General features: G+C 75.9%; 2 protein-coding genes (1 of these 2 cut by a window edge). One reads left to right on the top strand and one right to left on the bottom strand.

Translation table 11 applies throughout. The features are described from left to right. Positions 1 to 420 precede the first annotated feature (420 nt). A complete protein-coding gene (locus IEY73_RS28495; protein ID WP_189082429.1) occupies positions 421 to 711 on the bottom strand; it encodes a hypothetical protein in 291 nt (96 codons plus the stop codon). 154 nt (positions 712 to 865) lie between these two features. Here IEY73_RS28495 and IEY73_RS33855 point away from each other — a divergent pair, with 154 nt between their 5' ends. Next, positions 866 to 25,536 carry the 5' portion of a type I polyketide synthase gene (locus IEY73_RS33855; RefSeq protein ID WP_189082428.1) on the top strand. The gene runs 2,605 nt beyond the window's last position, so only the first 24,671 of its 27,276 coding nucleotides appear in the window; it begins with the start codon at positions 866 to 868; its stop codon lies beyond the right edge, outside the window.

The raw sequence follows: 25,536 nt of genomic DNA, 5'->3' as shown, positions 1-25,536 counted from the left end.
CCCGCGCTCGCCCGTCCGCCCCGCGCTCGCCCGTCCGCCCCGCGCTCGCCCGTCCGCCCCGCGCTCGCCCGTCCGCCGGGGCGTCGATCTTGGACTTAGCGGGGCCGACCCGAGGTCATAAAAGGTGACTTGTCCGACCGCAAACGCCAAGATCGCCGGGGTGGGTGCGTCGATCTTGACCTTTGTGGTCGGACAAGTCGGGTGTGTCGGTATGAGTCGGGCACACTAAGTTCAAGATCGACGGTCCGGGCCAGCGGGCGGGGTGCACGGCGGGCGGTCCGGGCTAGCGGGCGGGGTGCACGGCGGGCGGTCCGGGCCGGCGGGAGGGGTGCGCGGCGGGCGGGGTGCGCGGCTGGCGGGTGACCGGGGGGCGGCGGTGTGCTGGGTGGTTGCGCCGAACGTGCCCGGAGGCGCCGGGAGCTATTCGGCGGGCGGCAACTCCGACTCGGAATGCGCCAGCGCCAGGACTGCCCGTGCGATGTCCGCGCCATGGGCGCCCAGCCGCGCGGTATAACGCTTCATCATCGCGTACTCCCAGGCGAGCTTGCGCGCCGGCAACCCGGCCTCGCAGCGCGCCGCGTGGTGATCGCGGGCCCGCCGGGTCCGGTCGATCAGCAGCGTGATGAGCAGGTCGTCGAGCGGATCGCAGGGACCTCCTGCCGGATCCGGCACGAACAGGTCCTCCGAAGTCACCGTGACGCCAGCGGTCATGCCTTCGATCATCGGCCGCGGCGGCCCGGCAAATCCCTAGAAGTCACCGTGGCGGCAAGAAGCCACCCCCGGGGAGGTGTGACCGCAGCGCGCAGGCGCAAACCCCGGCACATCTAGGGGTTTCCGCGACCGGCGACGCCAAGACTGGCTGACCATGACGGGCGCTGTGGACAAGGAACAGAAGCTCAGGGATTACCTCAAGCGCGCGACCGCGGATCTGCAGCGGTCCCGGCAGCGGGTGAGTGAGCTGGAGGCCACGGCCGGGGAGCCGATCGCCATCGTCGGCATGAGCTGCCGCTACCCCGGAGGCGTGGACAGCCCCGAGGCGTTGTGGCGCATGGTGCTGGCCGGTGAGCACGGCCTGTCCGGCTTTCCCGCCGACCGCGGCTGGGAGCTGGACGGCGAGCTGGCTCAGGCGTCCGCCGCGGGCGGGTTCCTGCACGACGCCCCGGACTTCGACGCCGACTTCTTCGGCATCTCGCCGCGTGAGGCGCTGTCCATGGACCCGCAGCAGCGGGTGCTGTTGGAGACCACCTGGGAAGCCTTCGAGCGTTCCGGCATCCCGGCGGCGTCGTTGCGCGGCAGCCGTACGGGCGTCTTCGTCGGCGGCATGCCGCAGGACTACCGGGTCGGTCCCGAGGACGACGTGCAGGGCTTCGTGCTGACCGGCAACGCCACCAGCGTGCTGTCCGGCCGTCTGGCGTACTTCTTCGGCACCGTCGGCCCGACGGTCACGGTGGACACCGCGTGCTCGTCGTCGCTCGTCGCCCTGCACCTGGCGGCGCAGTCGCTGCGGCAGGGGGAGTGCGGCACGGCGATCGCGGCCGGTGTCACGGTGATGTCCAGCCCGACCACCTTCGTCGAGATGGCCCGGCAGGGCGGCCTGGCGACCGACGGGCACTGCCGCTCGTTCGCCGATTCCGCGGACGGCACCGGCTGGTCCGAGGGCGTCGGCGTGCTGGTGCTGGAGCGGCTGTCCGAGGCGCAGCGCAAGGGCCGCACCATTCTAGCGGTGCTGCGTGGCTCCGCGGTGAACTCCGACGGCGCGTCCAACGGCCTGACCGCCCCGAACGGCCCGTCGCAGCAGCGCGTGATCGAGGCGGCGCTGGTGAATGCCCGGCTGTCGGCCGACCAGGTGGACGTGGTGGAGGCGCACGGCACGGGCACCACGCTGGGTGACCCGGTGGAGGCGCAGGCGCTGATCGCCACGTACGGGCGGGGTCGAGACCCGCAGCGACCGCTGCTGCTCGGCTCGGTGAAGTCGAACATCAGCCACACCCAGGCCGCGGCGGGCGTCGCCGGAATCATCAAGATGGTGATGGCGATGCGGCACGACACGTTGCCGCGAACGTTGCATGTGGACACTCCGTCCACGCACGTGGACTGGAGCGCCGGCACGGTCCGCCTGCTCACCGAGGAGCGGTCGTGGCCGCGCGCCGACGAGCCACGTCGCGCCGGTGTCTCCTCGTTCGGGCTCAGCGGCACCAACGCGCACGCCATCATCGAGGAGGCGCCCGCGCCGTCCGCTGACGCGGAGCCGGCCGCCGTGCACCCGGACGAGCTGCCCTGGCTGGTGTCCGGGCGCAGCCCGGCCGCGCTGCGGGCGAACGCCACCCGGCTGCTCGACGTGCTGCGGGCCGGCGCCGACCCGACGGCGGTCGCCCGGTCGCTGGCCGTCACCCGGTCCGCGCTGGAGCACCGGGCCGCCATCGTGGCGGCCGACCCGGAGCCCGCCCTGCAGGCCCTCGCCGAGGGGGCGGACGACGCTGCGGCGCTGGTTCGCGGCAGCGTGCACCAGCGCGGCAAGCTCGCCGTGTTGTTCACCGGCCAAGGCTCGCAACGCCTGGGCATGGGCCGCGAACTGCACGCCCGGTTCGACGTGTTCGCCCGCGCCTTCGACGAGGCGTGCGCGCACTTCCCCGGGCTGCGGGAGATCGTCTGGGGCGATGATCCGCAGGCCCTGGAACAGACCGGCAACGCGCAGCCCGCGCTGTTCGCGCTGGAGGTGGCGCTCTACCGGCTGGCGGCCAGCCACGGCATCGTGCCGGACTACCTGATCGGGCACTCGGTCGGTGAGATCGCCGCCGCGCACGTGGCCGGTGTCTTCTCGCTCGCCGACGCGGCCACACTGGTGGCCGCGCGGGGCCGGCTCATGCAGGCGCTGCCGGCCGGCGGCGTGATGGTCGCCGTGGAGGCGGCCGAGGACGAGATCGAGCTGGTCGACGGCGCCTCGATCGCCGCGGTGAACGGTCCCCGCTCGGTGGTGCTGTCCGGCGAGGAGGACGCGGTCGCCGCGGTGCTCGCCGGGCTCGGCGACCGGCGTACCAAACGGCTCGCGGTCAGCCACGCGTTCCACTCCGCGCGCATGGACCCGATGCTGGACGAGTTCCGCGCGGTGGTGGCCGGGCTGGACGCGCAGCCACCGGCCATGCCGGTGGTGTCCGGCGTGACCGGTGCGCCGGCCACGGTCGGGCAGCTCACCTCCGCCGACTACTGGGTGGATCAGGTACGCGGCACGGTCCGGTACGCCGACGGGGTGGCCTGGCTGCGTGACCACGGCACCGGGGCGTACCTGGAACTCGGCCCGGACGGCACGCTGGCCGCGATGACCCGGCTGAGCGCCGAGCGGGCCACCGTGGCCGCGGTGCTGCGTCCGGGGCGGCCGGAGCCGGCGACGTTCACCACGGCACTGGCCGACCTGCACGTGCATGGCGTGCCGATGCGCTGGGACGCCTGGTTCTCCGGCACCGGCACGTCGCGGGTGGACCTTCCGACGTACGCCTTCCAGCGCCGCCGCTACTGGCCGAAGAACATGCACGCCGCGCCGGCCGGGCTCGGCGCGGCGCACCACCCGCTGCTGGCGGCGGCGGTGTCGCTGGCCAACTCCGACGGTGTGCTGCTGACCGGCCGGCTGGGCCTGTCCACCCATCCGTGGCTGGCCGACCACGCGGTCGGCGGCACCGTGCTGCTGCCCGGCACCGCGCTGCTGGAACTGGCCGTGCGGGCGGGCGACGAGGTGGGCTGCGACCGGGTCGACGAACTCACCCTGACCGCTCCGCTGGCGCTGCCCGAGACCGGCGGCGTGGACGTGCAGGTGTGGGTCGGCAGCCCGGACGGCGACGGCCGGCGCACCATCGACGTCTATGCGCGGCCGGAAGGCGACCCGGACCAGCCGTGGACGCCGCACGCCAGCGGACTGCTCACCACCGGGGGAGAGACCGCGCCGCAGGACACCACGCCGGTCACCACGCCGCCGGACGCGGCCGAGCCGGTGGATGCGGCCGGCCGGTACGAGCTGATGGCCGGCGCCGGCTTCGCCTACGGCCCGGCCTTCCGCGGCATGACCGCGGCCTGGCGGCACGGCGACGACGTGTACGTGCAGGCGGAACTGCCGGAGCCGCTGGAGGCCGACGCGTTCGGCATCCACCCGGCGCTGCTGGACGCGGTGCTGCATGGCGCCTCCCTGCTGGACCGGGCCGGACTGCCGTACGCCTGGCAGGAGGTGACCCTGCACGCCGCCGGTGCGACCGCGGTGCGCGCCCGCCTCACGCCGGCCGGCGACGATGCGGTGGCGCTGACCGTGACCGACCCGGCGGGCCAGCCGGTGCTGACCGCGGGCTCGCTGACGCTGCGCGCGGCATCCGGCTCCGCGCCCGCGCCGGCGCGGGAGGCGTTGTACCGGCTGACCTGGACCCCGGTGCGCGGCACGCTGGCGCCCGTCCCCGCGGTGGCGCTGCACGGACCGGACGTGTTCGGGCTGGCCGGCCGGCTTGCGGTGGACGACGCCGCGCCGACCGTGCTCATCCAGGTGCGCCCCGGCGGTGACGACCCCGCGGCGGAGGCGCACACGGCGACCGCCGAGGCGCTGGCCGCGGTGCAGGGCTGGCTGGCCGAGCCGGACGGCAACCGGCGGCTGGTCTTCGTGACCCGCGGGGCGGACACCGACCCCGTCCCGGCGGCGGTGCGTGGCCTGGTCCGCTCGGCGCAGGCGGAGCATCCCGGCCGCTTCGGGCTGCTCGACCTCGACCCCGCCGCGGTGGACGCGGCGCCGGACGTCTCCGGCGTGCTCGCCGCGCTGGGCGCGGACGAGCCGCAGATCGCCCTGCGCGGCGGACAGATCCGCTGCGCCCGGCTGGCCCGGGCCACCACCACCGGCACCACCGGCGTGCCGGGCTGGGACCCGGACGCCACCGTGCTGATCACCGGCGGCACCGGCGGTCTCGGCGCCGTGGTGGCCCGTCATCTCGCCACCCGTGGCATGCGCGACCTGCTGCTGGTCAGCCGCCGCGGCGCGGACGCCGAGGGCGCCGCGGACCTGGTCGCCGAGCTGGCCGAGCTCGGCGCGCACGCCGCCGTGGCCGCCTGCGACGTGGCCGACCCGGCCGCGGTGACCTCCCTGATCGGCGGCATCACCCACCTGACCGCGGTGGTGCACACGGCCGGCGTGCTGGACGACGGCGTGATCGACGCGCTCACCCCGCAGCGCCTGGACACCGTGCTGCGCCCCAAGGCGGACGCGGTGTGGAACCTGCACCGCACCGTCGGCGACGTCGCGGGCTTCGTGGTGTTCTCCTCGTTCTCCGGCACCGTCGGCGCGGCGGGGCAGGCCAACTACGCCGCCGCGAATGCGTTCGTGGACGCGGTGGCCGCGCTGCGCCGCGCCCAGGGCATGCCGGCGCTCTCGCTCGGCTGGGGCCCGTGGGCCTCCGGGTCGGGCATGACCGGCGGGCTCACCGAGGCGGACCTGGACCGGCTGGCCCGCGCGGGCACCCCGGCGCTGACCGGCGAGCAGGGCCTGGCGCTGCTGGACGCCACCCTGGGCGCTGGCGCCGCCACCGGCGCGAGCGCGGCCACCGACGGCGGTGGCGACGCGGTGTTGCTGCCGGTGCGGCTCGACCTGGCGGCGCTGCGCGCCCGCGGCGAGATCCCGCCGTTCCTGCGCGGGCTGATCCGCGGCTTCCGCCGCGCGGCGGTCTCCGGCACCCAGGCCGCCGCGGGCCTGATGCAGCAACTGTCCGGGCTGGACCCGGACGCGCGCACCGCCGCCCTGGTGGAGCTGGTCCGCGCCCAGGTCGCGGCGGTGCTCGGGCACGGCGGCGCGGGCGACGTGGACCCGGACCGGCCGTTCACCGACCTCGGCTTCGACTCGCTGACCGCGGTGGAGCTGCGCAACCGGCTGGCGGCCGTGACCGGCCTGCGCACCGCGGCCACGGTGATCTTCGACTATCCGACGGTGACCGCGCTCGCCGCCCACCTGCGCGACGAGCTGATGGGCGCGCCGGGCGCGTCCGCCGCCGTGGCGCCGACCCGGGCGGCCACCGACGACCCGATCGTCATCGTCGGCATGGCCTGCCGCTACCCGGGGGGCGTCGGCTCGCCGGAGGACCTGTGGCGGCTGGTCGACGAGGAGACCGACGCGGTGTCCGGCCTGCCGGTCGACCGCGGCTGGGACCTCGACCGTCTGTACCACCCGGACCCGGACCACCCGGGCACCACCTACACCCGGCACGGCGGCTTCCTGCACGACGCGGGCGACTTCGACCCGGCGTTCTTCGGCATGAGCCCGCGTGAGGCGCTGGCCACCGACGCGCAGCAGCGCCTGCTGCTGGAAACCTCGTGGGAAGCGGTCGAACGGGCCGGCATCGACCCGCGCGGTCTGCGCGGCAGCCGCACCGGCGTGTTCGCCGGCATCATGTACAACGACTACTCGGCGGTGCTCGCCGACCCGCAGTTCGAGGGCTTCCAGGGCAGCGGCACCTCGCCGAGCATCGCCTCCGGCCGCGTCGCGTACTCGCTGGGCCTGGAGGGCCCGGCGGTGAGCGTGGACACCGCGTGCTCGTCGTCGCTGGTGGCGATGCACTGGGCGATGCACGCGCTGCGCGCCGGGGAATGCACGCTGGCGCTGGCCGGCGGGGTCACGGTGATGTCCACCCCCACCTCGCTGATCGAGTTCTCCCGCCAGCGCGGCCTGTCCCCGGACGGGCGCTGCAAGGCGTTCTCCGACACCGCCGACGGGGTCGGCTGGTCCGAGGGCGTCGGCATGCTGGTGCTGGAGCGGATGTCCGACGCGCGGCGTAACGGCCACCGGATCCTGGCCGTGGTGCGCGGCAGCGCGGTGAACTCCGACGGCGCCTCCAACGGGCTGACCGCCCCGAACGGGCCGTCCCAGCAACGCGTCATCCAGGCCGCGCTGGCCTCCGGTGGGCTGCGCCCCGAGGACGTGGACGTGGTCGAGGCGCACGGCACCGGCACCACGCTCGGTGACCCGATCGAGGCGCAGGCGCTGATCGCCACGTACGGGCGGGACCGCGCCGAGGAACGGCCGCTGCTGCTCGGGTCGGTGAAGTCCAACCTCGGGCACACCCAGGCCGCCGCCGGTGTGGCCGGCGTGATCAAAATGGTGATGGCGATGCGGCACGGCACGGTGCCGCGCAGCCTCTACACCGAACAGCCGTCGTCCCATGTGGACTGGACCGCGGGTGCGGTGCGGCTGGTCGACGCGCGTACCGCCTGGCCGCAGGGGCCCGGTCCGCGCCGCGCCGCCGTCTCGTCGTTCGGCATCAGCGGCACCAACGCGCACCTGCTGCTCGAACAGGCGCCGCCGGAACGCGCGACGGCCACGGCGCCGGACGGCGTCGACGGCCCGGTGGCGTGGCCGCTGTCCGGTCGCACCCCGGGCGCGCTGCGCGACCAGGCGGCCCGGCTGCGCGCACACCTGGCCGCCGCGAATCCGCCGGACGCCGCCGCGGTGGGCCGCTCGCTGGCCACCACGCGCACCGCGTTCGAACAGCGGGCGGTGCTGGTCGGCGACGACGGCGATCTGATGCGCGGACTCACCGCGCTGGCCACCGGCGGCGCCGACCCGGCGTTGATCACCGGTGAGACCGGCGGGGCGGGCCGACTGGCCGTGCTGTTCGCCGGGCAGGGGTCGCAGCGCCCGGGCATGGGACGCGGGCTGCACGCCCGCTTCCCGGCGTTCGCCGCCGCCTTCGACGACGCCTGCGCGCACTTCCCCGGACTGCGCGAGGTGATCTGGGGCGACGACCCGGCAGAACTGGAACGCACCGGCTGGACCCAGCCCGCGCTGTTCACCGTCGAGGTGGCGGTGTTCCGGCTGCTGGAGTCCTGCGGCGTACGCCCGGACGTGCTGGTCGGCCATTCCATCGGGGAGATCGCGGCGGCGCACGTGGCCGGGGTGCTGTCCCTGGCCGACGCGGCGGCGCTGGTGTCCGCCCGGGGCTCCCTCATGCAGGCGTTGCCGGACGGCGGCGCCATGGTGGCGCTGGAGGCGGCCGAGGACGAGATCACCCTGACCGAGGACGTCTCGATCGCCGCGGTCAACGGTCCCCGCTCGGTGGTGCTGTCCGGCGACGAGGACGCGGTGACCGCGCTGGTCGCCGGGTTCGAGGGCCGCAAGACCCGGCGTCTGAAGGTCAGCCACGCCTTCCACTCGCACCGCATGGACCCGATGCTGGCCGAGTTCGCCGGTGTCGCGGCCGGGCTGACCTACCAGACACCGCGGATCCCGTTGGTGTCCAACGTGACCGGGCGGGTGGAGTCCGACCTGTTCACCGACCCCGGCTACTGGGTGCGGCACGTGCGCGAGGCGGTCCGCTTCGCCGATGGCGTGACCGCCTGCGAGGCGGGCGTCTTCGTCGAGGCGGGACCGGACGGCGTGCTGTCCGCGATGACCGAGGGCGTGCTCGGCGACGCCGCTGACGCGGTGCCCGCGTTGCGCGGCGACCGGGACGAGACGGCCGCGTTCACTGCCGCGCTGGGCCGCCTGCACGTGCGCGGCGTCACGGTGGACTGGACCGCCTGCTTCGGCACCGGCACGGCCACGGTCGACCTGCCCACGTACGCGTTCCAGCACGAACGCTACTGGCCGGACACGCTGGCCGCGCCGGCGGCGGGCGTCGCGGCCGACCCGGCCGACGCCGCGCTGTGGGACGCGGTGGACAGCGGCGACGCGACCGGCCTGGCGGACCTGCTCGGCCTTCGCGACGAGCAGCACGCCTCGCTGTACGCGCTGCTGCCCGCCCTGTCGTCGTGGCGTGCCCGCCGCGCCGAGCAGGCCGTGCTGGACGCCGCCCGCTACCGGGTGCGCTGGACGCCGGTGCGTGCCGCGGGCGCGCCGGTGCTGGACGGCACCTGGCTGATCGTGACCGCCGACGGCGTCGCCGCGGACGACCTGGTGGCGGCCCTGCGCGGGCACGGCGCGCGGTGGGAGACGCTGGACGTCACCGGGGCGGACCGGGCGGCGATGGCCGCCGCGCTGGAGGAGCACCGCGACGCGGCCGGGGTGTTGTCCCTGCTCGCCCTGGCCGACGCCGCGCCCGACCCGGCCGACGGGCTGCCCCGCGGACTGGCCGCGACCGCCACGCTGGCGCAGGCGCTGACCGACGTGACGTGGGGCGTTCCGGTGTGGACACTCACCCGCGGCGCGGTCTCCACCGGCCCGGCCGACCCGCTGACGAACCCGGCGCAGGCGGCCGTGTGGGGCCTCGGCCGGGTGGCCGCGCTGGAGCGGCCGATGCCGTGGAGCGGGCTGGTCGACCTGCCCGGCGACCTGGACGCGCCGGCCGTGCAACGGCTCGTCGGCGTGCTCGCCGACCACCACGGCGAGGACCAGCTCGCGATCCGCGGCACCGGGCTGCACGCCGCCCGGCTGGTGCGGCATCCGGTCACCGCCGCGCCGGCCGCCGACGCGTTCACCGCGTCCGGCACGGTGCTGATCACCGGCGGCACCGGGGCGCTGGGCGCCGCGGTGGCCCGCTGGCTCGCCGCCGCCGGAGCGCCGCACCTGGTGCTCACCGGCCGCCGCGGCCCGCAGGCGCCGGGCGTCGCCGAGCTGACCGCCGACCTGGAGGACGCGGGCGCCCGGGTCACCGTGGTGGCCTGCGACACCGCGGACGCCGACGCGCTTGCCGCGGTGCTCGCCGAGCACCCGCCGACCGGCGTGGTGCACGCCGCCGGGGTGGGCCAGGCCGGACCGCTGACGCAGACGTCCCTGGACGAGTTTGCCGCCACCACGGCGGCCAAGATGACCGGCGCGGCGCACCTGGACCGCCTGCTCGGCGACGCCGAACTCGACTTCTTCGTGCTGGTCTCCTCGGTCGCGGGCGTGTGGGGCAGCGCCGGGCAGAGCGCCTACGCGGCGGCCAACGCCTACCTGGACGCTCTCGCCCAGCACCGCCGTGCCCGCGGCCTGGCGGCCACCTCGGTGGCGTGGGGACCGTGGGCCGAGGCGGGCATGGCCACCCACGAGGCGATGTCGGACAACCTGACCCGCCGCGGGCTGGGCTTCCTGCCCCCGGACACGGCGATCGCCGAGCTGCGCCGCGCGGTGCTCCAGCAGGACGTCACGGTGACCGTGGCGGACGTGGACTGGGCCACCTACCACCCGATCTTCACCGCCGCCCGGGCCAGCCGGATGTTCGACGAATTGCCCGAGGTGCGCGCGCTGGCCGCCGCCGAGCAGACCGGCGGGGACTCCGAACTGGCCGGGCGGCTGCGCGCACTGGACCCGGCCGAGCAGACCCGGACCCTGATCGACCTGGTCCGCGCGGAGGCCGCGGCGGTGCTCGGCCACGCCGGCGCGGACCAGGTGGCCGAGCGGCGCGCGTTCCGCGACGCCGGATTCGACTCGCTCACCGCGGTGGAGCTGCGCAAGCGGCTGGTGGCCGTGACCGGCCTGCCGCTGCCCACCACGCTCGCCTTCGACTACCCCACCCCGGTGGCGCTGGCCGACTTCCTGCGCGGCGAACTGCTGGGCACCGGCGGCGCGGTGGCCATCGCGGCCACCGGCGCGGGCAGCCTGGACGAGCCCATCGCCATCGTCGGCATGGGCTGCCGGTTCCCCGGCGGGGTGCGTAACCCGGAACAGTTCTGGCAGATGATCGCCGAGGGCACCGACGCGATCAGCGAATTCCCGGTCAACCGCGGCTGGGACACCGACAACCTGTACGACCCGGACCCGGACCACGCCGGCACCACGTACTCCACCCAGGGCGGCTTCCTGCACGACGCGGGCGCCTTCGACCCCGGGTTCTTCGGCATCTCGCCGCGCGAGGCGCTGTCCATGGAACCACAACAGCGGCTGCTGCTGGAGGTCGCCTGGGAGACGTTCGAAGACGCCGGCATCGACCCGGCGACCGCGCACGGCAGCCGCACCGGCACCTTCGTCGGATCGTCCTATCAGGACTACGGCCTCGGTCTGGACACCGACGCGGCCGGGCACGCCGTCACCGGCACCAGCCCGAGCGTGCTGTCCGGCCGGCTGGCCTACCTGTTCGGCCTGGAAGGCCCCTCGGTCACCGTGGACACGGCCTGCTCGTCGTCGCTCGTCGCGCTGCACCTGGCCTGCCAGTCGCTGCGCAACGGCGAGACCGACCTGGCGCTGGCCGGCGGCGCGACCGTGATGACCAACCCGAACCCGTTCATCGCGTTCAGCCGCCAGCGGGCACTGGCCGGCGACGGGCGGTGCAAGGCGTTCGGCGACGGCGCGGACGGCATGACCCTGGCCGAAGGCGTCGGCCTGCTGCTGGTGGAACGGCTGTCCGACGCGCGCCGCAACGGGCACCCGGTGCTCGCCGTGGTGCGCGGCAGCGCGATCAACTCCGACGGCGCTTCGAACGGCCTGACCGCCCCGAACGGACCCTCGCAGCAGCGGGTGATCGCGCAAGCGCTGGCCAACGCGGGCCTGTCCACCGGCGACGTGGACGTGGTGGAGGCGCACGGCACCGGCACCGCGCTCGGCGACCCCATCGAGGTGCAGGCGCTGCAGGCCACGTACGGCCGGGACCGCGACCCGCAACGGCCGCTGCGCCTGGGCTCGGTGAAGTCCAACATCGGCCACACCCAGTCCGCGGCCGGGGTGGCCGGCATCATCAAGATGGTCCTCGCGCTGCGGCACGGCGAGCTGCCCCGCACCCTGCACGCGGGCCGGCCGTCCGGGCACATCGACTGGTCGCCGGGCAGCATCAGCCTGCTGCAGGAGGCGGCGCCGTGGGCGGCCGCGGGCGGCCGGCTGCGCCGCGGCGCGGTGTCCTCGTTCGGCATCAGCGGCACCAACGCGCACGCCATCATCGAACAGCCGCCGGTCGCCGACCCGGCGCCCGAGCGGACCACCCCGGAGCACCCGCTGCCGTGGGTGATCTCCGGGCGGACCCCGGCCGCGCTGGCCGGGCAGGCGGCGAACCTGGCGGCGCTGACCGGGGCGGACCCGGCCGACGTGGGCCACTCCCTGCTCACCAGCCGCGCCCTCTTCGAGCACCGCGCGGTGCTCGTGGGCCGCGGTCCGGAGCTGCCGGCCGGCGCCGCCGCGCTGGGCGAGGGCCGGCCGGACGCCGCGGTGGTCACCGGCGTGGCCGACGTGGACGGCAAGACCGTGTTCGTGTTCCCCGGCCAGGGCTCCCAGTGGGCCGGCATGGGCGCCCGCCTGGCCGACGAGTCGCCGGTGTTCGCGGAGCGGCTCGGCGAGTGCGCCGCCGCGCTGGCCGAACACTGCGACTGGAACCTGATCGACGTGCTGCGCCAGGCCGACGGCGCGCCCACCCTGGACCGGGTCGACGTGGTGCAGCCCGCCTCGTTCGCGGTGATGGTCTCGCTGGCCGCGATGTGGCAGGCGCACGGCGTACGCCCGGACGCGGTGATCGGCCACTCCCAGGGTGAGATCGCCGCCGCCACCGTGGCCGGCGCGCTGTCGCTGGCCGACGGCGCGCGCGTGGTGGCGCTGCGCAGCCAGGCCATCGCGGCGACGCTGGCCGGCACCGGCGGCATGATCTCGGTGGCGCTCAGCGAAACCGAGGCCCGGCACCGCATCGAGGGCACCGGCCTGTCGCTGGCCGCGGTCAACGGCCCGGCCGCGGTGGTGGTCTGCGGCCCGACCGAGCCGCTGGACGCCCTGGTCGAGGCGCTGCAACGGGACGAGGTGCGGGTGCGCCGCATCGCGGTGGACTACGCCTCGCACTCCGAGTCGGTGGAGATGCTGCGCGAGGACGTGCTCGCCGCGCTCGCCCCGATCCGCCCGCAGGCGTCGGCGGTGCCGTTCTTCTCCACACTGACCGGCGACTGGCTGGACACCACGGGGATGGACGCCGGCTACTGGTTCCGCAACCTGCGGCACACCGTGGGATTCGGCCCGGCCGTGGCGGCGCTGGTCGAGCAGGGACACCGCGTCTTCGTGGAGTGCAGCTCGCATCCGGTGCTCACCATGGGCGTGCAGGCGATCGCCGAACAGGCCGGCGTCCCGGCCGCCGTGGTCGGCACGCTGCGCCGCGACACCGGCGGGCTGGACCGTTTCTGGCTGTCGCTGGGCGAGGCGCTCGTCCGCGGCGTGCGCGCCGACCTCAGCCCGGCCTTCGCCGGCCTGGGCGCGCGGCGGATCCCGCTGCCCACGTACGCGTTCACCGAGGAATTCCTGTGGGCGGTCCGCCCACCCGTGCAGGCGGCCGGCGGCGCGGACGACGACGGATTCTGGGCCGCCGTCGAGGACGGCGACACCGACACCCTGGCGCAGCGCCTGGACCTTTCCGCGGAGGCGCTGACCCCGGTGCTGCCCGCGCTGGCCAGGTACCGCAAGCGGCGCATGGACGACTCCACCGTGGAGGGCTGGCGCTACCGCGAGTCCTGGCAGCCGATCACCGCACTGCCGCCCGCGACGCTGTCCGGGACATGGCTGCTGGCCGGCGACGACGAGCAGGTGGCGGCGGCGCTCACCGCGCACGGCGCGACGGTGGTGCACGACGCGGACGGCCACGAGTTGTCCGGCGTGGTCTCCGTGCTCGCCGCCGACGAACGGGACAGCGCCACACACCCCGGTCTCACCGAAGGGCTGGCCCGTACGCTCGCTCTGATCCAGGCCGGCCTGGACGCACCGGTGTGGCTGCTCACCCGCGGCGCGGTCGCGGCCGGCCGGGCGGACCGGGTGACCAACCCGGTGCAGGCGCAGGCCGCCGGGCTCGGCTGGACCGCGGCTTTGGAACACCCGCAACGCTTCGGCGGCGTCATCGACCTGCCCGCCGAGGTGGACCGCCGTGCGGCCGGACGGCTGGCCGCGGTGCTGACCGGCGGAACCGGCGAGGACCAGGTGGCGATCCGGGCATCCGGCGTGCTGGCCCGGCGCATCGTGCCCGCCCCGGCCCGCCAGAAGCGGACCTGGGCGCCGTCCGGCACGGTGCTGATCACCGGCGGCAGCGGCACCCTCGCCCCGCACCTGGCCCGGTGGCTGGCCGCCCGCGGGGCGGACAAGATCGTGCTGATCAGCCGGGGCGGTCCGGACTCGCCGCGCGCCGCGGAGCTGGTCGCCGAACTGGGCGGCCCGGCCGAGGCGGTGGCGTGCGACGTCACCGACCGCGACGCGCTGCGGGCACTCATCGACCGGCTGGCCGCCGATGGCACGCCGGTGCGCACCGTGGTGCACACCGCCGCGCTGATCGAGCTGGCCCCGATCGAGCAGACCGGGCCCGAGGCGTTCGCCAAGGTGCTGCACGCCAAGGTGACCGGCGCGCGGCTGCTGGACGAGCTGCTCGGCGACGACCTGGACGACTTCGTGCTCTACTCGTCCACCGCCGGCATGTGGGGCAGCGGGCAGCACGCCGCGTACGTGGCCGGCAACGCGTACCTGAACGCGCTGGCCGAGCAGCGCCGCGCCCGCGGCGCCCGGGCCACCTCGATCTCCTGGGGCATCTGGGCCGACGACATGAAACTGGGCCGGGTCGACCCGACCGCGATCCGGCGCAGCGGCCTGGTCTTCATGGACCCGGCGCTGGCGCTGTCCGGGCTGGCGCAGGCGCTGGAGTCCGACGACACCGTGGTGACGGTGGCGGACGTGGACTGGGACCTGTACTACCCGGTGTTCACGTCCGCGCGGCCCACCACCCTGTTCCAGGACGTGCCGCAGGTGCAGGAGCTGCAACGGCAGCAGGCACCGTCCGGCGACGGCGAGTTCGCCGCCCGGCTGCGCGCGCTGAGCCCGGCCGAGCAGGACCGGGTGCTGTTGGACCTGGTGCGCGGCGAGGCCGCCGCGGTGCTGGGCCACGCCTCCTCGGAGAGCCTGGCCGAGCGCACCGCGTTCCGGGAGGTCGGCTTCGACTCGCTGACCGCGGTCGACCTGCGCAACCGGCTGACCGCCGGCACCGGCCTGGCGCTGCCCAGCACGCTGGTCTTCGACTACCCGAACCCGCGTGCCCTGGTCGACTTCCTGCGCGGGCTGCTGCTGTCCGGCGACGGCGCCGCGGCCGTGTCGGCCGGCGCGGCGACGCGGGCCGACGAGCCGATCGCGATCGTCGGCATGGCCTGCCGCTATCCGGGCGCGGTCGGCTCGCCGGAGGACCTGTGGCGGCTGGTGCTCGCCGGCGGCGACGCGATAAGCGAATTCCCCACCGACCGCGGCTGGGACACCGAGGGCCTGTACGACCCGGACCCGGACAAGTCCGGGAAGACGTACTCGATCCGCGGCGGCTTCCTGGCCGGCGTGGCCGACTTCGACGCCGGATTCTTCGGCATCTCGCCGCGCGAGGCGCTGGCCATGGACCCGCAGCAGCGGCTGCTGCTGGAAACGTCGTGGGAGACCCTGGAACGGGCCGGCATCGACCCGCACCAGTTGCGCGGCAGCCGCACCGGCACCTTCATCGGCGCCAGCTACCAGGACTACAGCGCGGGCAGCGCGGTGCAGGACGGCGCCGAGGGGCACCTGGTCACCGGCACCATCTCCAGCGTGCTGTCCGGCCGCCTGGCCTACCACTACGGATTCGAGGGCCCGGCGGTCACCCTGGACACCGCCTGCTCCTCCTCGCTCGTCGCGCTGCACCTGGCCTGCCAGTCGCTGCGCAACGGAGAGAGCGACCTGGCGATGGCCGGTGGCGTCAGCGTGATGGCCACGCCCAGCGCGTTCGTCGGCTTCAGCCGCCAGCGTGCCATGGCCACCGACGGGCGCTGCAAGGCGTACGCGGAAGCGGCCGACGGCATGAGCCTGGCCGAGGGCGTCGGGCTGGTGCTGGTGGAACGGTTGTCCGACGCGCAGCGCCACGGCCACCAGATCCTCGCGGTGGTGCGCGGCTCCGCGGTGAACTCCGACGGCGCCTCCAACGGGCTGACCGCCCCCAACGGCCCCTCCCAGCAGCGGGTCATCACCCAGGCGCTGGCCAACGCGGGCGTCGCGGCGGACGAGGTGGACGTGGTCGACGGCCACGGCACCGGCACCAAGCTCGGCGACCCGATCGAGGCGCAGGCGCTGCTGGCCACGTACGGCACCCGGCGGTCCCGCCCGCTGATGCTCGGCTCGGTGAAGTCCAACATCGGCCACACCCAGATGGCCTCCGGCGTGGCCAGCGTGATCAAGATGGTGCTCGCGCTGCGTCATGGCACCGTGCCGGCCACCCTGCACGTGGACCGGCCGTCCAGCCACGTGGACTGGACGCCGGGCGCGATCGAGCTGGTCACCGAGGCCACCGCCTGGCCGGAGACGGACCGGCCGCGGCGCGCCGCGGTCTCCTCGTTCGGCCTGTCCGGCACCAACGTGCACACCGTGCTGGAACAGGCGCCGGACGCGCCGGAACCGGCGGCTCGGGTGTCCACACCGGACCTCGCGCCGCTGGCGCTGTCCGGGCGCACCCCGGCCGCGCTGCGCGCCCAGGCCGCCCGGCTGCGTACCTACCTGCAGGACCGGCCGGAGCTGCGGCTGGGTGAGGTGGCCGCGGCGCTGGCCACCACCCGCGCCTCGCTGACCCACCGCGCCGCGGTGGTCACCGGCGACCGCGACGCGGCCCTGCGCGCCCTGGACGCGCTGCACGCCAGCGCCGCCGACCCGGCCCTGATCACCGGGGAACCGGCGCGCGGCTCGCTGGCCTTCCTGTTCACCGGCCAGGGCAGCCAGCGGCCCCGGATGGGACACGAGCTGTACCAGCGGTTCCCGGTCTACGCCGCCGCGCTGGACGAGGTGCTCGCACACTTCGACCAGGTGCTCGACCGCCCGCTGGCCGAGCTGTTGACCGCCGAGCCGGGCACCGCCGACGCGGCCCTGCTGGACGACACCCGCTGGACGCAGCCCGCGCTGTTCGCGATGCAGATCGCCCTGTTCCGGCTGGTGGAGTCGTGGGGGCTGAGCCCGGACAAGGTGGCCGGGCATTCCATCGGCGAGTACGCCGCAGCGGTGGTCGCGGGGGTGCTGTCTCTGGAGGACGCCTGCACCCTGGTCGCCGCACGGGGCGAACTGATGGCGCAGTTGCCGCCGGGTGGCGTGATGATCGCCGTGGAGGCGAGCGAGGACGAGGTGCGTCCGCTGCTCACCGACGGTGTGCAGATCGCCGCGGTGAACGGTCCCCGGGCGGTGGTGCTGGCCGGCGACGACGAGCCGGTCACCGCGGTCGCGTCGGGCTTCGCCCGCACCCGGCGGCTGAGCGTCAGCCACGCGTTCCACAGCGCCCACATGGACCCGATGCTTGCCGCCTTCGCCGAGGTGGCCGGGCGGATCACGTACCGGGCGCCGCTGATCCCGCTGGTGTCCACGGTCACCGGCGACCAGGTGAGCGCCGAGCGGCTGGCGTCCGCGCAGTACTGGGTGGACCAGGTGCGCGCCACCGTCCGGTTCCACGACGCCGCCCGCCACCTGGCCGGGTCCGGCACCGCAACCGCGCTGGAGATCGGCCCGGACGCGGCGCTCACCGGTGCGGCCGGCGACACCCTGTCCTGCGTGCCCGCCCTGCGCCGGGACCGCGACGAGGCGGCCACCCTCTTCGGCGCCCTCGCCCGGCTTTACGCCCGCGGCGCCGACGTGGCGTGGGCGGGCGTGTTCGACGGCCCGGCCGCGCGGCTGGACCTGCCCACGTACCCGTTCCAGCGGCAGCGGTTCTGGCCCGAACCGGCCGACCTGGCCGACGCCGTGGACGCCGAATTCTGGGCCGCCGTGGAGAGCGGCGACCTGCCCCTGGACGAGCAGGCCCGCGCCACCCTCACCGGATGGCGGCGGCGGCGCGCCGAGGCGTCCACCGTGGACCGTCTGCGCTACCGGGTCACCTGGCAACCGGTGACCGGCACCGAGCACCGGCCCGGACCGTGGCTGGCCCTGACCGCGCCGGACGCCGGCGCGGACGTGGTGGCCGCGCTGGACGCCACCGCGGTGACCGTGGACGCGCCAGACCGCGAGGCGATCACCGCCGCGCTGCGCACCGCCGCGGACCGCATCGCCGCGACCGGAGCCGAGGTGAACGGCGTGCTGGCGGTGCTGCCCGACGCGGCCACGACCGCCGCAGCCGTGCAGGCGCTGGGCGACGCCGGTGTCGGCGCCCCGCTGTGGCTGATCACCACCGGCGCCGTCGCGGTCGGCGACACCGACCCGGCACCCGACCCCGACCAGGCCGCCGTGCACGGGCTCGGCCGGGTCGTCGCGCTGGAACACCCGGACCGCTGGGGCGGCCTGATCGATCTGGATCCGGCCGCGCAGCCGGGCACCCCGGTGACGCTCAGCTTCGCCGGGGGCGAGCTGGCGGTGCGCGCCGGGAGCGTGTACGCGCGACGGCTGGTGCACGCGAGCGGCGGCACCGGCGCCGCCGCGCACCCGTTGAACCTGGCCGGCACCACGGTCATCACCGGCGGCACCGGCGGCATCGGCGCGCAGCTCGCGCGGCGGTTGGCCGAGCGTGGCGCGGAGCATCTGCTGCTGCTCAGCCGCCGCGGCCCGGACGCGCCGGGCGCGGCCGAGCTGGCGCGCGACCTGGGGGACCGGGCGACCATCGTGGCCTGCGACGCCGCCGACCGCGACGCGCTGGCCGCGGCGCTGTCCGGCGTACCGGTCACCAACGTGTTCCACGCCGCCGGGATCGTGGACGACGGCGTGATCGACGCGCTCACCCCGCAGCGCTTCGCCGCCGTGCACCGGGCGAAGGCGGCCGCCACCGGCAACCTGCACGAGCTGGCCCGCGACGCGGACACGTTCGTGCTGTTCTCCTCGGTCGCGGGTGTGCTCGGCGCGGCCGGGCAGGGCAATTACGCCGCGGCCAACGCCTGGCTGGACGCGTTCGCCGCGCAGCGCCGCGCGCAGGGACTGCGCGCCACGGCGGTGGCATGGGGACCGTGGGCCGAGGCGGGCATGGCGGACACCGACCGGGTGTCCGAGCGGGTGCGCCGCGGCGGGTTCACCCCGATGCCACCGGCGCTGGCGCTGGCCGCGCTGGAACAGGCGGTGGAACGCGACGACACCGCGGTGCTGGTCGCCGACATCGACTGGGCCACGTACGCGGCGCGCTTCGCCGGACCGTTGCTGGCCGAGCTGCCCGAGGTGCGCCGCTCGGCGACCGCCGCCCCGGCGGGCAGCGCCGCCCTGCGCGAGCAACTGGCCGGGCGCAGCGAGGCCGCGCAGGCCAAGCTGGTCCTGGACCTGGTGCGCTCGAGCGCGGCGGCGGTGCTGGGACACGCCGACCGCAGCACGGTGGGCGCCACCGAGGCGTTCGCCGACCTGGGCTTCGACTCGCTGACCATCGTGGAGCTGCGCAACAGCCTGTCCGCGGCGACCGGGCTGACCCTGCCCGCGACGCTGGTCTTCGACTACCCCACCCCGGCGGACCTGGCCGACCACCTGCTGGCCGCGCTGACCGGCGCGCTCGCCGACGACGGCGGGCTCGTGCCGGTGGCGGGCGCCGTGACCGACGACCCGATCGCGATCGTCGGCATGGGCTGCCGGTTCCCCGGCGGCGTGGCGACGCCGGAGGACCTGTGGCGGCTGCTCGCCGACGGCGGCGACGCCATCGGCGGCTTCCCGGCCGACCGCGGCTGGGACCTTTCCGCGCTGGCCCGCGGCGGATCCGCCACCCTGGAGGGCGGCTTCCTGCAGGGAGTGGGCCGGTTCGACGCGCCGTTCTTCGGCATCTCGCCGCGCGAGGCGCTGGCCATGGACCCGCAGCAGCGGCTGCTGCTGGAGACCGCGTGGGAGGCGTGCGAGCGGGCCGGCATCGACCCGGCCCGGCTGCGCGGCTCGGCCACCGGGGTGTTCGTCGGCACCAACGGCCAGGACTACCTGAGCGTGCTGCGCCGCGGCACCGCCGACGTGCAGGGCCACGTGGCCACCGGCAACACCGCCAGCGTGATGTCCGGCCGGCTGTCCTACACGCTGGGCCTGGAGGGCCCGGCGATCACCGTGGACACCGCCTGCTCGGCGTCGCTGGTCGCGGTGCACCTGGCGGTGCGCGCGCTGCGCGGCGGCGAATGCACCCTGGCGCTGGCCGGTGGCGCGTCGGTGATGTCCAGCCCGGACGCGTTCGTCGAGTTCAGCGCGCAGGGCGGGCTGGCGCCGGACGGCCGGTGCAAGGCGTTCGCCGAGGGCGCCGACGGCACCGCCTGGTCCGAAGGCGCCGGGGTGCTGGTCCTGGAACGGCTGTCCGACGCCCGCCGCAACGGCCACCACGTGCTCGCGCTGGTGCGCGGCAGCGCGGTGAACCAGGACGGCGCCTCGAACGGGCTGACCGCGCCGAACGGGCGCGCGCAGCAGCGCGTCATCCGGGCCGCGCTGGCCGACGCCCGGCTCGCCGCGTCCGATGTGGACGCGGTGGAGGCGCACGGCACCGGCACCGCGCTGGGCGACCCGATCGAGGCGGGCGCGCTGATCGCCGCGTACGGCACGGACCGGCGCGCCCCGCTGATGCTCGGCGCGGTCAAGTCGAACCTGGGGCACACCCAGGCGGCGGCGGGCGTGGCCGGCATCCTGAAAATGATTCTGGCGATGCGGCACGGAGCGATGCCGCGCACCCTGCACGTGGACGCCGCCTCCGGGCGCGTGGACTGGTCGGCCGGCGTGCTGGACCTGGTGGACCAGGCCCGCGACTGGCCGGACGGCGAGCGGCCGCGCCGGGCGGGCGTGTCGGCGTTCGGGGTCAGCGGCACCAACGCCCACGTCATCGTGGAGCAGGGCGATCCGGCACCGGCCCCCGCCGCGCCGACCGTGGACGATGCGCCGGTGCCGTGGCTGGTCTCCGCGCGCGGTGACGCCGCCCTGGACGCGCAGATCGCCCGCCTGCGCGCCGCCGCGACCGCGCACCGGTCGGCGGACGTGGGACGCACCCTGCTGGACCGGACCACGTTCGATCGCCGCGCCGTGCTGATCGGCGACGAGGAGGTGCGCGGCACCGCCTCCGAGCGGACCGTCGGCGTGCTGTTCTCCGGTCAGGGGACGCAGCGGGCCGGGATGGGCCGCGGCCTGTATGACCGGTTCCCGGCGTTCCGTGAGGCGTTCGACGAGGTGTGCGCGCTGCTGCCCGGCGTGGACTGGGACGACCTGGACGCGACGGGGAATGCGCAGCCGGCGATCTTCGCGGTGGAGGTGGCGCTGTTCCGGCTCCTGGAGTCGTTCGGCGTACGCCCGGAGGTGGTCGGCGGCCACTCGGTCGGCGAGATCGCCGCGGCTCACGTGGCGGGGGTGTTGTCGCTGGACGACGCGTGCGCGCTGATCGCCGCCCGGGGCGCGCTGATGCAGGCGCTGCCGGACGGCGGCGTGATGGTGGCCCTGGAGGCGAGCGAGGACGAGGTCCGCGACGCGTTGACCGACGGCGTGTCGGTGGCCGCGGTCAACGGCCCCCGCGCGGTGGTGATCTCCGGACCGAAGAAGTCGGTGGACCGGGTCCGCCGCAAGGTCACCGGCCGGACCCGCACGCTCAAGGTGTCGCACGCCTTCCACTCGGGCCTGATGGACCCGATCCTGGCGGACTTCCGCACGGTGGTGGCCGGTCTGGCGCTGCACCCGCCGGCGCTGCCGCTGGTGTCCAACGTGACCGGACGGGTGGAGACCGACCTGTTCACCGACCCGGACTACTGGGTGCGGCACGTCCGCGAGACGGTGCGCTTCGCCGACGGCGTGTCCGCGATGCGCGCCGCGGGCGTGAACACCTTCCTGGAAGCGGGGCCGGACAGCGCGCTGGCCGCGCAGATCGACCACCCGGACGACGTGGTGGTCCCGACCCTGCGCCGCGACCGCGACGAGCCGGCCGCACTGCTCACCGCGCTGGCCCGGCTGCACGTGACAGGCGTGCCGGTGGCCTGGGCGCCGCTGCTCGCCGTCGGCCGCCGGGTGGACCTGCCCACGTACGCGTTCCAGCGCGAGGACTACTGGCCGCAGATGGCGCCGGCGCCGCAGCCCGGCCCGGACGCGGCGTTCTGGGACGCGGTGGACCGCGGCGACCTGGCCGCGCTCACCGCATGGCGGGACGCCCGGGACGTGCCGCCGTGGCGCTACCGCATCGCCTGGCGACCGGTCACTCCGGCCGCGGACGCGCCCGCCACGGCGCCGCGCACCCTGGTGCTGATGCCCGCCGGTGACGACCCGTGGGCCGAGCGGGTGGCGGCCGCGATCGGCGGGACCACCGCGATCGCCGGGCAGCCGCTGCCGGCCGGCGACTACGACCGGGTGCTCGCGATCACCGCCGGATGGCCGCACGAACTGGCCGCGGCGCTGGCGGACGCGGACATCACCGCGCCGCTGTGGTGCGTCACCCGCGGCGCGGTGGCGGTCGGACCGGCGGACGCCGCGCCCGACCCGGACGCCGCGGCGGTGTGGGGCGTCGGCCGCGTCGTCGCCCTGGACCGTCCGCAGACCTGGGGCGGCCTGGTGGACCTGCCGCGCGAGCTGGACGAGCGGACCCTGTCCCGGCTGGCCGCCGTCGGCGTCGCTGCGCACGGCACGGCCGAGGACCAGATCGCGGTGCGCGCCACCGGCGTGCACGCCCGGCGGCTGGTGCGCGACACCGCGGACGGCACGCCGTGGCAACCGGACGGCACGGTCGCGGTGACCGGCGGCGTGGCCGGCTTCGGCGCGCCGGTGGCCCGCTGGCTGGCCGCGCACGGCGCCCGGCACGTGGTCGTCGTGGACCGGGCGGCCGACGCCGCCGCGGTGGCCGGGTTGCGCGACGACCTCGCGGCGGCCGGGGCGGAGCTGACCGTCGCCGGCTCGCTGGACGGGACCGAACCCGGCGCGGTGCTGTTCGCCGCCGAGCCGGAAGCCGCCGAGCCGGAAGCCGCCGAGCCGGGTGGCCCGGACGACGCGGCGCGACCCGACGACCCGGCGGCGGTGCTCGCCGCGCTGCGCGAGCAGCTCGACGGGCTGCCCGCCGGGACCACCACGACCATCCTGTTCGCCTCCATCGCCGGTGTCTGGGGGGTGGCGGGCCAGCACGGCGCCGCCGCCGCCAGCGCCTACGTGGACGCGGTGGCAGCCGGGCGCGCCGGCACCGTCGCGGTGTCCTGGGGCGCCTGGACCGGCGCCACCCCCGCCGGGCTCGCCGCGCACCTGCGGGTGAACGGCCTGCCCGCGATGGACCCGGACCGGGCGCTGTCCGCGCTGGCCCGGGACACCCGCGCGTCGGTGACCGTGGCCGACGTGGCCTGGGAACGGTTCGCGCCCGCGTTCACCCGGAACCGTCCGGCGCCGCTGTTCGCGGACCTGCCCGAGGCGCGTACGTCGGCGCCGGCCCGTGCCGCGGTCCCGGCGGCGACCGGCGCCACCCGCGACGTGGCGCACCTGCTCACCCTGGTCCGCGAACAGGCGGCCGGTGTGCTCGGCTATCCCGGCGTCGACCCGATCGGCGTCGGCACCCCCTTCCGCGACCTGGGCTTCGATTCGCTCACCGCGGTTGACCTGCGCAACCAGCTAGCCACCGCGACCGGGCTGACCCTGCCCGCCACGCTGGTGTTCGACTACCCGACACCGCAGGCGCTGGCCGGTTTCCTGCACGCCGAGCTGAACGGCGGCGCCACCGACGCGGCGCCGGTGCGGGGCGCCGCAGCCGACGCCGACGACCCGATCGTCATCGTCGGCATGGCCTGCCGCTACCCGGGCGGGGTGCGCTCACCGCAGGACCTGTGGCGGCTGATGCGCGACGAGGTCGACGCGATCGGCGACTTCCCCGCCGACCGCGGCTGGGACCTCGACCGGCTGACCCACGGCGACGCGCAGGGCCGGGGGCGCAGCGTCACCCGCAACGGCGGATTCCTCTACGACGTGGCGGACTTCGACCCGGCGTTCTTCGGCATCTCCCCGCGCGAGGCGATCGTGCTCGACCCGCAGCAGCGGATCCTGCTGGAAGCCTCATGGGAGGCGCTGGAGAGCGCCGGCATCGACCCGACCGGGCTGCGCGGCGGCGACGCCGGCGTCTTCGTCGGCGGCGGCAGCGGCGACTACCGCCCGGACCTGGGCCAGATCGGGCATGTGGAGACCGCCCAGTCGGCCAGCCTGCTGTCCGGCCGGGTCTCCTACACCCTCGGTCTGGAAGGGCCGTCGGTCACCGTGGACACCGCCTGCTCGTCGTCGCTGGTGTCGCTGCACCTGGCCGCCCAGGCGCTGCGCGCGGGGGAGTGCTCGATCGCCTTGGCGGGCGGCGTCACGGTGATGTCCACACCGGTGGGCTTCGTCGAGTTCGGCGAGATGGGCGCGCTGTCGGTCGACGGGCGGTGCCGCGCGTTCGCCGACTCGGCCGCCGGCACCGGCTGGTCCGAAGGCGTCGGCATGCTGGTGGTCGAGCGGGCCTCGGACGCGGCGGCGCGCGGGCACCAGGTGCTGGCGGTGCTGCGCGGATCCGCGATCAACCAGGACGGCGCCTCCAACGGCATCACCGCCCCGAACGGGCCGTCGCAGCGACGCGTCATCCGGCGCGCCCTGGCCAACGCGGGGCTGACCGTGGCTGACGTGGACGCGGTGGAGGCGCACGGCACCGGCACCTCCCTCGGTGACCCGATCGAGGCGCAGGCGCTGCTGGCCACGTACGGGCAGGACCGCACGACTCCGCTGCTGCTGGGCGCGCTGAAGTCCAACATCGGGCATACCCAGGCCGCGTCCGGGGTGGCCGGAGTGATCAAGATGATCTTGGCGATGCGGCACGGCGAACTGCCCCGCACCCTGCACGTGGACCGGCCCTCGGCGCACGTGGACTGGACCGTCGGCGCGGTGTCCCTGCTCACCGAGGCGACGCCGTGGCCGCCGGTGGACCGCCCCCGCCGGGCCGGGGTGTCGTCGTTCGGGGCGAGCGGCACCAACGCGCACGTGATCCTGGAGCATCCCGCCCCGGCACCGGCCGCACCGGCCGGGCTCGTCCCGGGCGCGGTCGCGGTCACCGTCTCCGCGCCCAGCGCCGACGCGGTCGCCGACCAGGCGCGCCGCCTGCTGGACACCGACGTCGACCCGGCCGACCTGGCGCGCACCTGCGCCGCCCGGGCACACCTGGAACACCGTGCGGCGGTGGTCGCCACCACCGCGGACGACCTGCGCGACGGCCTCACCGCGCTGGCCGGCTCGGTGCCCTCGGCACGGGTGCTGCGCGGGGTGGCCCGCTCCGGCCGGACCGCGTTCCTGTTCTCCGGCCAGGGCGCGCAGCGCGCCGGCGCCGGACGCGAGCTGTACGCGCGGTTCCCGGTCTTCGCCGACGCCCTGGACGAGGTGCTCACCCGCTTCGACACCACCCTGGACCGTCCGCTGCGGGAGCTGCTGTTCGCCGAGCCGGGCAGCGCCGAGGCGGCGCTGCTGGACGACACCGGATACACCCAGCCGGCGCTGTTCGCCATCGAAGTCGCGCTGTACCGCCTGATGACCTCGCTGGGCGTGCGGCCGGATCTGGTGGCCGGGCATTCCATCGGGGAGATCGCCGCCGCGCACGTCGCCGGGGTGTTCTCCCTGGACGACGCGGTCCGGCTGGTCGCGGCCCGCGCGTCGCTGATGCGCTCGCTGCCCGTCGGCGGCGCGATGATCGCCGTGGAGGCCACCGAACAGGAGGTGACCGACCGGCTGACCGGCGGTGTGTCGATCGCCGCGGTCAACGGCCCCACCTCGGTGGTGGTCGCCGGGGACGAGGA

Source organism: Mangrovihabitans endophyticus, assembly GCF_014646155.1.
Taxonomy (GTDB): Bacteria; Actinomycetota; Actinomycetes; order Mycobacteriales; family Micromonosporaceae; genus Actinoplanes; species Actinoplanes endophyticus.
This window is presented reverse-complemented; position numbering and strand designations above follow the sequence as displayed.

What these genes read in the sequence shown, in the direction of transcription:
- IEY73_RS28495 (WP_189082429.1), bottom strand. Translation starts at nt 711, where the DNA reads ATGACCGCTGGCGTCACGGTGACTTCGGAGGACCTGTTCGTGCCGGAT.